At 52.2% G+C, this 12,938-nt stretch carries 12 protein-coding genes; 7 read left to right on the forward strand and 5 right to left on the reverse strand.

Features of this window, described 5'->3' with window-relative positions; translation table 11 throughout:
- Positions 1–75: 75 nt before the first annotated feature.
- The 5 genes from J1781_RS17070 (at position 76) to J1781_RS17090 (ending at position 5,992) form a co-directional block, all read left to right on the forward strand.
- Positions 76–1,377 (forward strand): carbohydrate ABC transporter permease, encoded by a 1,302-nt coding sequence (locus J1781_RS17070; RefSeq protein ID WP_129952789.1) that lies wholly within the window; start codon positions 76–78, stop codon positions 1,375–1,377.
- A gap of 14 nt (positions 1,378–1,391) precedes the next feature.
- The gene (locus tag J1781_RS17075; protein WP_129952562.1) at positions 1,392–2,243 is read left to right on the forward strand and encodes a sugar ABC transporter permease; all 852 of its coding nucleotides are present in this window, start codon (positions 1,392–1,394) and stop codon (positions 2,241–2,243) included.
- 64 nt (positions 2,244–2,307) lie between these two features.
- A complete protein-coding gene (locus tag J1781_RS17080) occupies positions 2,308–3,459 on the forward strand; it encodes a glycoside hydrolase family 53 protein (protein ID WP_238483568.1) in 1,152 nt (383 codons plus the stop codon).
- A 65-nt stretch (positions 3,460–3,524) separates the two neighbouring features.
- On the forward strand, positions 3,525–5,594 hold the full coding sequence (locus tag J1781_RS17085) for a beta-galactosidase (RefSeq protein WP_217219311.1): 2,070 nt from the start codon (positions 3,525–3,527) through the stop codon (positions 5,592–5,594).
- Positions 5,595–5,674: 80 nt separating this feature from the next.
- Entirely contained in the window at positions 5,675–5,992 is a 318-nt protein-coding gene (locus J1781_RS17090) for a PTS sugar transporter subunit IIB (protein WP_129952565.1), read from the forward strand.
- A 316-nt stretch (positions 5,993–6,308) separates the two neighbouring features.
- On the opposite strand, the gene J1781_RS17095 is transcribed toward J1781_RS17090, so the two are convergent.
- On the reverse strand, positions 6,309–7,565 hold the full coding sequence (locus J1781_RS17095; RefSeq protein ID WP_129952566.1) for a maltoporin: 1,257 nt from the start codon (positions 7,563–7,565) through the stop codon (positions 6,309–6,311).
- Between the two features lie 277 nt (positions 7,566–7,842).
- Between J1781_RS17095 and J1781_RS17100 the strand changes: the two genes are divergently transcribed.
- Entirely contained in the window at positions 7,843–8,913 is a 1,071-nt protein-coding gene (locus J1781_RS17100) for a LacI family DNA-binding transcriptional regulator (RefSeq protein WP_129952567.1), read from the forward strand.
- Between the two features lie 74 nt (positions 8,914–8,987).
- On the forward strand, positions 8,988–9,464 hold the full coding sequence (locus J1781_RS17105) for a DUF805 domain-containing protein (RefSeq protein WP_129952568.1): 477 nt from the start codon (positions 8,988–8,990) through the stop codon (positions 9,462–9,464).
- A 27-nt stretch (positions 9,465–9,491) separates the two neighbouring features.
- Here the strand turns inward: J1781_RS17105 and J1781_RS17110 are convergent, their stop codons facing one another.
- From J1781_RS17110 to citF, 4 genes are read right to left on the reverse strand one after another with little or no spacing between them, the layout of a single operon-like run.
- Positions 9,492–10,040, reverse strand: a complete 549-nt coding sequence (locus J1781_RS17110; RefSeq protein WP_217159234.1) for an RBBP9/YdeN family alpha/beta hydrolase — start codon at positions 10,038–10,040, stop codon at positions 9,492–9,494.
- Complete coding sequence (citG, locus tag J1781_RS17115) at positions 10,037–10,876, reverse strand: triphosphoribosyl-dephospho-CoA synthase CitG (protein ID WP_217233919.1); 840 nt, start codon at positions 10,874–10,876, stop codon at positions 10,037–10,039. Before citG ends, J1781_RS17110 begins: the two co-directional genes overlap by 4 nt.
- Positions 10,854–11,393 carry a citrate lyase holo-[acyl-carrier protein] synthase gene (citX, locus tag J1781_RS17120; protein ID WP_129952571.1) on the reverse strand — a complete coding sequence of 180 codons (540 nt, stop codon included), beginning with the start codon at positions 11,391–11,393 and terminating at the stop codon, positions 10,854–10,856. The genes citG and citX overlap by 23 nt, the downstream gene beginning before the upstream one ends.
- Complete coding sequence (gene citF, locus J1781_RS17125; RefSeq protein ID WP_217233920.1) at positions 11,394–12,920, reverse strand: citrate lyase subunit alpha; 1,527 nt, start codon at positions 12,918–12,920, stop codon at positions 11,394–11,396. It lies immediately after the preceding gene.
- Positions 12,921–12,938 lie beyond the last annotated feature (18 nt).

The raw sequence follows: 12,938 nt of genomic DNA on the forward strand, positions 1-12,938 counted from the left end.
TTGCTGAAACCCCGTATGTCTGACAGGAGGGAGTGATTTCACTCCCTCACCAGTGAAAGGAACATCTTTGTGTCTATGCGTCTTCATGAGGAAAACCCGGCGCCACTTTCCGCCAGCCACCATGCACCGGTGGCGCTGGCGGTGGCGCTGATCCCCGGTTTTGGGCAGTTTTATAACCGGCAATGGGCCAAGGGAATACTGTTTTTTATCATTCTTATTTGTTTCGCCGGCGTGTTCTATGATTTCCTGCGTCAGGGATTATGGGGTTTATATACGCTGGGTGAAGAAGTACCGCGTGATAATTCGATATTTCTGCTCGCCAAAGGCATTATCAGTCTGCTGATTGGCGCATTCGGTGCGGCTTTTTATTACTGGAGCCTGCGCGATGCATGGGCAAACGGTAAACGCCGTGACCAGGGCATGGAATTACCCAGCGTGCGTAAGCAATATCATTTGCTGCTGCGTGAAGGTTTTCCCTATCTAATGATCACACCGGGTTTTATTTTACTGGTGTTTGTGGTGGTTTTTCCAATTATATTCGGCTTCTCAATCGCGTTTACTAATTACAATTTATATCACACGCCACCGGCGAAATTAGTCGACTGGGTGGGGTTCAAAAACTTTATTAATATTTTCACGCTCAATATCTGGCGCTCCACATTGCTGGATGTATTGCAATGGACGGTGGTCTGGACGGTGCTGGCGACCACGCTGCAATGTACGGTGGGTGTCATGCTGGCGATTCTGGTGAATCAGAAAGATTTGCGCTTCAAGGCGCTGATCCGCACCGTGCTGATATTGCCGTGGGCGGTGCCGGGTTTCGTTACCATTCTGGTATTTGCGGGTATGTTCAATGATTCATTTGGCGTCATTAATAACGGCATTCTGGCGGCCTTAGGTATTGAGCCTAAAGCCTGGCTGACCGATCCGTTCTGGACCAAAACAGCGCTGATCATGATGCAGACCTGGTTAGGCTTCCCGTTTGTGTTTGCCATGACTACCGGCGTATTGCAGGCTATCCCGAACGATTTATATGAAGCCGCGACGATGGATGGTGCCAGTACCTGGAAGAAACTCAAAACCATTACGTTGCCGCTGGTCTTATATTCCATTGCGCCAATTATTATCACGCAATACACCTTCAATTTTAATAATTTCAATATCATCTATCTGTTTAATAACGGTGGCCCGGCGGTGGCCGGTTCGAATGCGGGCGGAACGGATATTCTGGTGTCGTGGATATATAAACTCACCATGTCATCTTCGCAATATGCTATTGCGGCGACCATTACAATTCTGCTGTCGATATTTGTAGTCGGTATTGCGTTGTGGCAATTCCGGTCAACGAATTCATTTAAACAAGATGATATGGCGTAACCGGGAGAAGGAATATGAGTAAACACACCAGTATTAAAAGAAACCGGTTTATCCGCCTTGCGCTGAGTTATTTACTGTTGCTGATGGTGGGGGTAATTATTATTTATCCGCTTATCTGGACAGTCGGTGCGTCACTCAATGCCGGTAACAGCCTGCTCAGTACGTCGATTATTCCGGAGAATGTCTCGTTCCAGCATTACAAAGACTTATTTAACGGTGAAGTGAATTATGTCGGCTGGTACTGGAACTCGATGAAAATCAGTTTCCTGACCATGATCCTGACCCTGATTTGCGTGAGTTTTACCGCTTATTCCTTCTCGCGCTTTCGTTTTAAAGGCCGGAAAGACGGGCTGATGCTGTTCCTTTTATTGCAGATGATCCCGCAGTTTTCGGCGCTGATCGCCATTTTCGTGCTGGCGCAATTACTGGGGCTTATCAACAGCCATCTGGCGCTGGTACTGATTTACGTCGGCGGCATGATCCCAATGAACACCTATCTGATGAAAGGCTATCTCGATGCCATTCCGAAAGATCTGGATGAATCAGCGCGGATGGACGGCGCCGGCAATTTCCGCATTTTCATCGAAATCATCATGCCGCTGTCGAAGCCGATCCTGGCGGTGATAGCGCTGTTTTCCTTCACCGGCCCGCTGGGGGATTTCATTCTTTCGAGCACCATTTTGCGTACACCGGATAAGTACACCTTGCCGATTGGCCTGTACAACCTGGTGGCGCAAAAAATGGGGGCTAATTACACCATGTACGCCGCAGGGGCGGTACTGATCGCCGTACCGGTCGCCATTTTCTATCTCGCCTTACAAAAATACTTCGTTTCCGGCCTGACGGCTGGCAGTACAAAAGGATAATCCGATGTCTTTATTTTCTAAGAAGATTTTCAATAAAAACGCAATGGCCTGCGTACTGCTGGCCATGTCGTTCTCCGGTGTGGCACAGGATGTGGTGATCAAAAAAGTCGCTAACGTGCCCGCAGATTTCATCAAGGGTGCCGATATCTCGACGCTGATAGATGTGGAGAAACACGGCGGCAAGTTCTTTGACCAGAACCACAAACAGACCGATGCGATGGTGATCCTCAGGCAGAACGGTTTTAACTACGTCCGTTTACGCTTATGGGTGGATCCGAAAGATGCACAGGGCCATCCGTACGGCGGCGGAAATAACGATCTGGCCACCACGCTGGAACTGGCGAAACGCGCTAAAGCCCTGGGTTTTAAAATCCTGCTTGATTTTCATTACAGCGATTTCTGGACCGATCCCGGCAAACAGTTCAAGCCAAAAAGCTGGGAGAAAATGGATTATCCGCAGTTGAAAACTGCCATTCATGATTATAGCCGTGACGTGATCGCCAAATTCCGCGCACAGGGCACCGTACCGGATATGGTGCAGGTCGGTAACGAAATGAACGGCGGCATTTTGTGGCCGGAAGGCAAAAGCTGGGGCGCGGGCGGCGGCGAGTTTGACCGTCTGGCCGGGTTGCTGAATGCGGCGATTACCGGTGTCCGCGCGGACGAAAAAAATCCGTCAGATATCAAAATCATGTTGCATCTGGCTGAAGGCACCAAGAACGATACCTTCCGCTGGTGGTTCGATGAAATCAACCGTCGCAACGTGCCTTATGACGTGATTGGCCTGTCTTTTTATACTTACTGGAATGGCCCGATTTCAGCGTTGCAGACCAATATGGATGACATCAGCAAACGCTACAACAAAGACGTGATCGTCGTGGAAGTGGCTTACGGCTATACCACCAGAAACTGTGATGCAGCTGAAAACAGTTTCACGGAAAAAGAAGCCAAAGACGGCGGCTATCCGGGCACGGTGCAGGGCCAGGCCGATTTCCTCAGCGATCTGATCAAAAGCCTGGTGGCCGTGCCGGATCATCGCGGCAAGGGCCTTTTCTACTGGGAACCGACCTGGATCGCTGTTGACGGCGCCGGCTGGGCGACACCTGCCGGTATGACCTACATCAATGATCACTGGAAAGAGGGCAACGCCCGCGAAAATCAGGCGTTGTTCAGCTGTGACGGCCAGGTTCTTCCTTCCATCAAAGTCTTCAATTAATCCCTTTTTCCCCGGCCGGATTGGCCGGGGTGTGAATATTTCTTAAAGTTCCTAAGGACCCAAGCATGACGAAATTTCCTCCTCTGAGCAGTAAGATTTCCGGCCTGTTACATGGCGCGGATTACAATCCGGAACAGTGGCTGGAGAGCCCCGATGTCCTGATTCGTGATGTCGAAATGATGAAAGAGGCGTGCTGTAATGTCATGTCAGTCGGAATTTTCAGCTGGTCAGCGCTGGAACCCGAAGAAGGCCATTTCACGTTTGGCTGGATGGATCAGGTGCTGGATCGTTTGCACGAAAACGGCATTTCGGTATTTCTCGCCACCCCAAGCGGGGCGCGTCCTGCGTGGATGTCGCAAAAGTACCCGGAAGTCCTGCGCGTGGGGCGCGACCGTGTAAAAGCGCTGCATGGCGGACGTCATAATCACTGCATGAGTTCGCCGGTGTATGCCGAAAAAGTTCAGGTGATGAACAGCGCGCTGGCGAAGCGCTACGCACATCATCCGGCCGTTATCGGCTGGCATATTTCCAACGAATACGGTGGCGAGTGCCATTGTGATTTTTGCCAGACCCGTTTCCGCGACTGGCTGAAAGCCCGTTATGTCACACTGGATGCGCTGAATAAGGCCTGGTGGAGCACTTTCTGGAGCCACACTTATACCGACTGGGCGCAGATTGAATCACCATCACCACAGGGCGAAAGTGGCGTTCATGGGCTGAATCTCGACTGGCGTCGTTTTAATACCGATCAGGTGGCCCGTTTTTACAGTGAGGAAATCCGTCCGCTGAAAGCGGAGAACCCGGCGTTACCGGCGACCACCAATTTCATGGAATATTTCTACGATTACGATTACTGGAAACTGGCCAGTGTGCTGGATTTTATCTCGTGGGACAGTTATCCGATGTGGCACACCCGCAAAGACGATATTGGTCTGGCGGCGTATACCGCGATGTATCACGACCTGATGCGTACCCTGAAACAGGGCAAACCCTTTGTGCTGATGGAATCGACGCCGAGTTTCACCAACTGGCAGCCGGTTAGCAAACTGAAAAAGCCGGGGATGCACATTTTGTCCTCCCTGCAGGCAGTCGCGCACGGTTCGGATTCGGTGCAGTATTTCCAGTGGCGTAAAAGCCGTGGTTCTTCGGAGAAATTCCACGGCGCGGTGGTTGATCACGTCGGGCATATTGATACCCGCGTCGGACGCGAAGTGTCTGAACTGGGCAGGATTTTATCCGCACTGGCGCCGGTGGCAGGCAGCCGCGTAGAAGCCAGAGTGGCGATTATCTTCGACTGGGAAAGCCGCTGGGCGATGGACGATTCCCTCGGGCCGCGTAATGAAGGGCTGGAGTATGAAAATACCGTCGCCGGACATTACCGCGCACTGTGGTCGCAGGGCATTGCGGTCGATGTGATCAACGCCGACTGCGATTTAACCGGTTACGACCTGGTGATTGCGCCGATGCTGTATATGGTGCGGGCAGGCGTCGGTGAGCGGATCACCGCGTTCGTGCAGGCCGGTGGCCGGTTTGTCGCAACTTACTGGAGTGGTATCGTTAACGAAACAGATTTGTGTTTCCTCAGCGGGTTCCCGGGGCCGTTGCGTCCGGTGCTGGGGATCTGGGCGGAAGAAATCGACAGCCTGACTGATGACCAGCACAACAGTGTCAGCGGTACCGAAGGCAACGCGCTGGGCTTAAACGGTCCGTACCGTGCCAGCAAATTGTGTGAAGTGATTCATCTTGAAGGCGCGGCAGCACTGGCAACGTATGGCGAGGATTTCTACGCGGGAACCCCGGCGGTGACCGTGAATCTGTTTGGCAAAGGCCAGGCCTATTACCTGGCTTCGCGCAACGATCAGCAATTCCATGCTGATTTTTATACCGCGCTGGCAAAAGAAATACAGTTGCCGCGGGCGATAGAAACGGATTTACCGGAGGGTGTCACCGCAGCACGTCGCACAGACGGCGAAAATGAATTTATCTTCCTGCAAAACTACGCCGCAGACAGTCAGACGGTGACGTTGCCGGATGATTACCGCGACATGGTGCATGGCGGTGTATTACCCCGCAAACTGACGCTGCCGGCATTCGGTTGTCAGATCCTGTCGCGCCGTTTATCTGCCATTTCTTAAACTCTTATTTTTAACAACCACGTGCAATCAGGTTTTTCCGGTTGCACGTTTTTTTTCATTCCTGAAAGAGAGTGTTCATCATGGTAAATATTAAAGACTTTATGCATGTATTCTCTGCGAAGAATAAAAGCCCTGAAAATGAGATCCCGCCACCGACTGATGTGGCGTTATTAATTGATGCACTCGGCGGGCGCGATAATATTATTAACGTTGATGCCTGCATTACCCGTTTGCGGGTGACGGTAAAAGAACTCAGGCGGGTGAACTCCGGCGCTATTCAGCAGACCGGCGCGATTGGCGTGGTAATCATCGGTCAGGAAGTGCATGCCATATTTGGTAAGCAGTCCGACAGTCTGAAGAAATTAATGACTGAGAAGTTTGGTTTAAAAAGTAATTAATCTCTCTTACGTAAATGCCCTAAAAATAAAGGCAGCCCGACACAAGGCTGCCTTTATTATTTCTGCTTTCTATAAATGATAATAATGATGCTGCTGTGCGGAGAAAAAACGTAACGATCCCCTACAAGAGAAATTAAGTTTTGTCTGTCGCTTTATTACAATGAGGATATTTTTTTAATAATTAACACCTGTTTTTTCAAATCCATTGGAGTTGCAGCAAGACAGCAAGTGAGCGAGTCCCGATGAGCTGACTTATGTCAGTGATTCGGGTGAGCAAACGTAGCTAACGCAGTTGCAGCTTCAAGGAAGAAAAAAATCACCACCAGGCTTCGACCTGAACACCAAAGTTCCACGTATCCGCTTTGGTATGATCATCAAACGTATCGCCATGCTCCGAATCATTCAGATAAGACGCGAACACACGCAGTTCAGGACGTGACATAAACTCCGGCCCGGCTGCCAGCCCCATCGCCAGCGTATATTTTTGACCGCCTTGTTTGTAACTCGCCCCGGTCTTGTAATCATCTTTCTGGTAGAACGTACCGACTTCACCGATGGTGCGTACATAATCAGTCCACTGATATTGCGCACGTCCCACCAGAGAAACCAGTTCAGTCGTATCGGTGTAATCAGTGATGTTTTCTGCGTGGCCGTAGGTCAGCACATGGTTAAGGCTGAACTTACTGGTGATCGGGATAAGACCGGTGATGATGCCGCGATAACCGGTGGCATCATTGGTATAGTTCCACATATCGTACCAGCCGCCGCCCTGTGAAATCATGTTCTGCGCCAGACCTTTATTCGCGTACTGCAATACCAGTTTGTTATAGCCGCCCCACATGTCCTGGCTGATTTCACCGGTCAGCATCACGCCGTTATCCGCATCATACAGGCCGCCGTACTCTTTCTGGTCATGCGACAGATTTGGCATGGCGTAGTCGGCACCGATTTCCATCCACGCACCGCTCCAGGGTTTAATTCCGGCATAACGTACGTCGATGTAGTTGATGTTCACATCATTATTACCGTCCACGCGGTAATCTACGTCATTGGCATCGCCACGGATCCACGCCAGAGAAAGCGCGCCTTCGCCCATTTTAAGATTTTCAATACCGGCACCGGCACCGGAAATGTTCCAGTATTTGGTATCGATGATGTGTAAATCGTGACGCTGGTAATAACGTTTACCGCCCCAGATCACGGCATCTTTATCCCAGGGGACCAGCCCTTTGATTTGCAGATTCAACTGGCGCAGGCCGAACTGTGCATCGTCATTTAAGGTGTTTTCATCATCATTAGAGCCGTCAGACACCATACTGACCATGGAGTCGACGTAAAAACTCACGTCATCTTTCTTGTAAACTTCGCTGCCCAGTTCAATTTCGCCGTAGGTGTCATCTTCGTTGCCCAGACGCCCGACTTTGTTTTTCTGGAATTGTTCCAGACTGCCACCGCCAGAAACCCCCACGCCCGAACGCAGATATCCATGAAAATCAATATCATTTGCCACGGCAGGGCCCGCTGTGATGGCGAGGGAAACCGCCACAGCCAGAGTGCGTAAGTTGTGTTTCATTTTTTTTCCTTATGATTGTATGACGTTCACATTTACGGAATCTATAAGATACCCAGAAACAATAATGATCAATTTTACATATTGTGAAATGTGATATATGTCTACAAGTTATGGATTATTGATAAATCGTGAGTGATATAAATCACGAATATATTCAATGTTAACGTATAACTTATGCATTACCGGTCACCCGGATTGAACTTTTAAATGAGATCCCGTACGTTGGCTCGATTATCATAGGATTGAGCAAAATCACGGGTTGCGGTCTGGGGAAAGAATGAAATCAAAAAGTTCGACATTAGAGGATGTTGCCCGCTATGCCGGTGTTTCGTATCAGACGGTTTCGCGGGTGTTAAACAAATCGGCCAATGTCTCAGATGCCACGCGTCTGAAAGTTGAACAGGCCATTGAAGTTTTGCGCTATGTGCCGAACCGGCTGGCACAGCAACTGGTGGGGAAGCAGAGTTTTACCATCGGACTTGTCACGACGTCACTGGCGCTACACGCGCCTTCGCAAATTGCCGCGTCAGTGAAGAAATATGCGCATCAGGCCGGGTATCAGGTACTGATTTCAATGATTGACGGAGACGTCAACCAGAGCATTCAGGACTCGATTAATGAACTGAAATCACAACGTGTTGAGCGTGTCATCATCAACATTCCGCTGGAAAGCGCCGAGGCGGGACGGATTTATGAAAATAACCGCGACATCCTGTGTCTTTTTCTTGACGTCGATCCCACCAGCCCGGTGTTTAATGTCTGCTTTAATCCGGCTGACGGTTCACGCGCCAGCGTGGAATATCTGCATGATTTAGGGCACCGCGAATTTGCCTTGCTGGCGGGACCGGAGGATTCTGTCTCTTCCCGTTTACGTCTGGAAAGCTGGCAGGAAACGCTGGCAGAGAAGGGCATCCAGCCGGTGACGGTTATTCACGGCGACTGGAGTGCGAAAAGCGGTTATTACAGCGCGTTGCAGATTTTGCGCGAAACTCCGCAATTCACCGCCATGCTGGTGGGAAATGACCAGATGGCGCTTGGCGTCATCAGTGCGCTTCATCAGCACAATGTGGCCATCCCGCAGCACGTGTCGATCATCGGATACGATGACACCTACGACAGCGCTTTCTTTCATCCGGCACTGACCACCGTCTCACTGGATCTCGATTTGCAGAGCAAAGAGGCGGTTGAACATTTGCTGGCCGAAAACCCTGAGACGATGTCATCGAAAATTCTGCCTGCGAAGCTGGTGGTGCGTAATTCCACCCGTGCGCCGGGGCAGCAGGAGAAAGATCTCAACCTGATAGCCGATCAGCTCAATATTCTGGCGCAGCAGTTGCGGGGGCAGTAAGAAAACGCTTTAATTCTTTACCTATTAAAAAACCCATTGAAATATCAGATGAACAGGCAAAAGGATGTGATGAAATGACGTTATGGCAGTGTTATTTGCAGGGCTGGAAAAAGTATGTAGATTTCCGTGGCTGCGCGACCCGCAAGGAGTTCTGGACATTTGCGCTGGGTAATTTGCTGATTATTATTTTGCTGACCATGGGCGTTTCATTCCTGTTCGCGCTGGCGGGGAATCCTTACAGCATTTTTTACGCCGGGGTTGCTTATACTTTGTTTGCCCTGGCGACGGCATTACCGCTTCTCGCGGTCGGGATCCGGCGTATGCACGACATCAACCGCTCCGGCTGGTGGTTTGGCGGTGTTTATCTGGCAGGTATTGTTTCGCGCCTGCTGAATACCATCCTGATGCAGTACGCCTCGCCGGAAACCTATGTGTGGATGAAAATCACGTTGGGTATTGTACTGGGCTGGATCCCGCTGCTGGTCATGATTTTCCTGTGCTGTCAGAAATCCAGGCCTGCGCCGCAAACACAATCCCGCATTGTTGAGTAATGCACTACTGAACACCCTGTCGCGCATTTAGTCCGATAAGTTTGCCGCCAGTTGCGCGGCAAATACCTCCAGTTTCGTCAGCCCCCACGGCCAGTCGCCGAACCCTGATTCCACATTGATATGTCCGGCCTCCCCGATATCTGCCAGTTCGCAGCGCCACGTCTGCGCCCAAAACTCTGCCCGGGTAAAGGTCAGCAACGGATCGGTATGGCTGGCGACCAGCAGCCCCGGTACGGCCAGCGGTACAGGAAGAATGTCATCATTGAGCCCGAACCGCATGGGCTCGGCAGGAGCGACCAGCATCACACCTGCCGTGAGTTGCGGATGACGGTTCGCCCACACCAGGCTTGCGAGCGCACCAAAACTGTGGCCGATCAGCAGCAGCGGGGAAGGGGTCTTTTTCTGCTCACGGTCAATGGCAGTAATCCAGCCTTCAAGATCAACCTGCGCCCAGTTGCGCTGCTTTATGCGCAGCCAGTGGGGATATTGTTCATGCCAGCGGCTTTGCCAGTGCCCGGCTTCGCTGTCACGCAATCCGGGAACCAGCATGCGGGTTATTTCAGGCACCGGGCTCATTGTGGGAAAGCCATCAGCACGATGGCAATTGCCAGCAAATCCGCACTGCCTCCGGGGCTGAGATGACGGGCTATCAGGGCGTTGTCCATCTGCTGTAAATCCTCCGTCTGCCAGCCTGTGTTCAGTAACCGGCGGGCATAATCCTGTACGAAATGTAATCCGCTGAGGCCGCCGCGTGCCACCAGATTGGTGTCGGGGTTATAGGCCATCAGGCGCAGCAAAGCATTAAGGCTGCGGCGTTCAGAATGGCTTTCCTGATACCAGTATGGAAAAACGTGGCGACGCAAAGTGAGGAATCCGCTCTGTACCTCGCCCCGGGCACCGGTCATCCCGTGTGCCACAAACAGCCGTTCACCCGCGGACACCGGCTGGCGGCAGTGTTGTAATTCGCGCTCAACCAACCCTTGCGTCATGGCGGCCACTTCAGCACATAAGCGGTTGCGGGTCAGCAACCGGCATTGTCCGATCAGTCTGCCTGCGGCGGTGCACAATAACCCGAGCGAGAAGATGCCGCCTTTGTGGGTGTTAATCCCCTGTGTTGCGCCGAACATCGCCTGCTCACAGGCCAGTCCGGTCGGACGGATGCGCATCAGCATCCCCTGTGAGGGTTGCAGAAAATCCTGCTGACCAAGAGTAAAAAACTGATGGAGCCAGGGCGTGATGGCATCAATGCTACGCAGAAACAGGGGCAAATCCATGTCGCTGTGCGAGCCGTTGTTAGCACTGTCCACCAGCCCCGGTTTGGGGGTCAGCCAGACTTCACGGCGCAACGCTTCGGCTGCCAGTGCGGCAATGTCAGTAGAGACAGGATGTTCAGAGCATACGGTGCCAGCCATCAATCAGTGCCTCCACTTTGGCGATAACTTCCGGTAGCGGGTGCTGGCGCGAACGGGCACAGGCATGGGCGGGGCCATCGCAAATCAGACAGCGGCGGCTGGCATTGTCGAGCGAACGGCGGCCCACAATGCCCGCCTGCGGGCAGATCACATCGAAATCCCATAAACGCCCGAGGATATGTGATTGTTCCAGTTCAACCGTAGCCGCTTTCACTTCCGGCGCAGGATGTTTCACGCACCAGAACGCTTCCGCACCGGTGGGCAGCCAGAAGACCTGTTGTTTCAGTACCGGCCAGCCATGTTGCAGCAACATGACTTCGGCACGTTGCAATGCCTCACGCATAACCTGACGATACACGACAGAGTCTTTCACCGGCCCCGGCGTTACCAGCGTGAGTGAAATCAGCGGTTGCGAGAATTGAGTCAGCCAGTGGGTTTGCCGTTTGGCCCGCAGTTCCTTTGCTGCCAGCAAATCCTCAAGGCTGACGCCTGCATCAGCAGGCGTCATGATGGTCATTTATGCGTCCTCTTTTACCTGATGAACCACGTCAATGACACTGCCGTCGCGATAGCGGATAACACCCACGATGCGGTCAGTGAATTCAATCGGTTTCGGTTCGCCGGTCAGGGAAATCGCCCGCTGATACAACGCCTCGATGTCCATGATTTTCAGACCCGCCTCCTCCAGTCGCTGCCGGATTTCCGGACGTGCCGGGTTGACAGCGATGCCATGATCAGTCACCAGCACATCGATGCTTTCCCCCGGCGTTACACGGGTGGTGACGCGGCGCACCACCGTCGGAATTCGGCTGCGCAATAAAGGCGCGACGACAATGGTCAGATTGGCCGCACTGGCAACATCGCAATGACCGCCGGACGCGCCACGCATGACACCGTCGGAACCGGTGATGACATTAACGTTAAAACCGGTATCGATTTCCAGCGCGCTCAGAATGACGATATCCAGCTGGTCGCAGCTCGCGGCCTTTGCACCCGGATTAGCATAAACGTTGGTGGATATCTCGATGTGCTGCGGGTTACGGCTAAGTGACGCCGCCGTCTGACCGTCGAAACATTGCGTATCCAGCAGCGTTTGAATCAGACCTTTTTCATGCAAATCCACCAGACTGCCGGTGATGCCTCCGAGGGCAAAACGGGCGGTGATCTGGTGGCGTTCCATTTTCTCTTCCATGAAACGGGTGCAGGCCGTGGCCGCCGCGCCGGAACCGGTTTGCATCGAAAATCCCGGTTTGAAATAACCCGAGTATTCAATGACTTCAGCCGCCGTACGGGCGATCATCAGTTCACGCGGATTACTGGTGACACGGGCAGCGCCGACGCTGATTTTCGCCGGATCACCGACCTGATCGACTTTAACGATGTAATCCACCTGATCCTGTACCAGGCTGGCGGGCATATTAGGGAAGGGCACCAGTTCTTCGGCCAGCAGCACCACGGTTCTGGCGAATTGCGCATCCACCATGGCGTAGCCCAGCGAACCACAGCAGGATTTACCCTGTGTACCATTGGCATTGCCGAATTCATCGCTGCACGGCACGCCAAGGAATGCGACATCAATGTTCAGTTCGCCGTCCTGCAATAATTTAACCCGACCACCGTGCGAGTGGATTTGTACCGGTTGGTCCATCAGCCCGTGAGAAATGGCATCGGCCAGTTTGCCACGCATCCCCGAAGTATAGATTTGGGTGATGACACCGTGGCGGATATGTTCGATCAGCGCATCATTACAGGTCATCAGTGAACTGGATGCCAGCGTGAGGTTTTTAAAGCCGAGTTTTGCCAGCGTGGCGACGACATTATTAATAACCTGATCACCTTCACGGAAAGCATGGTGGAAGGAAATGGTCATGCCATCTTTCAGGCCGCTGCGCGCAATCGCCTGTTCCAGTGAATCGCATAATTTACGATGCAGACGGGCATCAGGATCGGAAAGATATGGCGTATTACGGTGCGCACCGTCAAAGGCAACCAGATGTCTGAGCTGCGGATAAAGACTGTGCAAAGTTTCAGTTAAATGACTCATTAGCTTGATATTCCTGTA

The sequence above is a fragment of the Rahnella perminowiae genome (assembly GCF_019049695.1).
Lineage (GTDB): Bacteria > Pseudomonadota > Gammaproteobacteria > Enterobacterales > Enterobacteriaceae > Rahnella > Rahnella perminowiae.

Bases quoted from the DNA above. Each gene is read 5' to 3' on its own strand.
- J1781_RS17070 (WP_129952789.1), top strand. From the start codon at position 76: ATGCGTCTTCATGAGGAAAACCCGGCGCCACTTTCCGCCAGCCACCAT.
- J1781_RS17075 (WP_129952562.1), top strand. From the start codon at position 1,392: ATGAGTAAACACACCAGTATTAAAAGAAACCGGTTTATCCGCCTTGCG.
- J1781_RS17080 (WP_238483568.1), top strand. From the start codon at position 2,308: ATGTCGTTCTCCGGTGTGGCACAGGATGTGGTGATCAAAAAAGTCGCT.
- J1781_RS17085 (WP_217219311.1), top strand. From the start codon at position 3,525: ATGACGAAATTTCCTCCTCTGAGCAGTAAGATTTCCGGCCTGTTACAT.
- J1781_RS17090 (WP_129952565.1), top strand. From the start codon at position 5,675: ATGGTAAATATTAAAGACTTTATGCATGTATTCTCTGCGAAGAATAAA.
- J1781_RS17095 (WP_129952566.1), bottom strand. From the start codon at position 7,565: ATGAAACACAACTTACGCACTCTGGCTGTGGCGGTTTCCCTCGCCATC.
- J1781_RS17100 (WP_129952567.1), top strand. From the start codon at position 7,843: ATGAAATCAAAAAGTTCGACATTAGAGGATGTTGCCCGCTATGCCGGT.
- J1781_RS17105 (WP_129952568.1), top strand. From the start codon at position 8,988: ATGACGTTATGGCAGTGTTATTTGCAGGGCTGGAAAAAGTATGTAGAT.
- J1781_RS17110 (WP_217159234.1), bottom strand. From the start codon at position 10,040: ATGAGCCCGGTGCCTGAAATAACCCGCATGCTGGTTCCCGGATTGCGT.
- citG (WP_217233919.1), bottom strand. From the start codon at position 10,876: ATGGCTGGCACCGTATGCTCTGAACATCCTGTCTCTACTGACATTGCC.
- citX (WP_129952571.1), bottom strand. From the start codon at position 11,393: ATGACCATCATGACGCCTGCTGATGCAGGCGTCAGCCTTGAGGATTTG.
- citF (WP_217233920.1), bottom strand. From the start codon at position 12,920: ATGAGTCATTTAACTGAAACTTTGCACAGTCTTTATCCGCAGCTCAGA.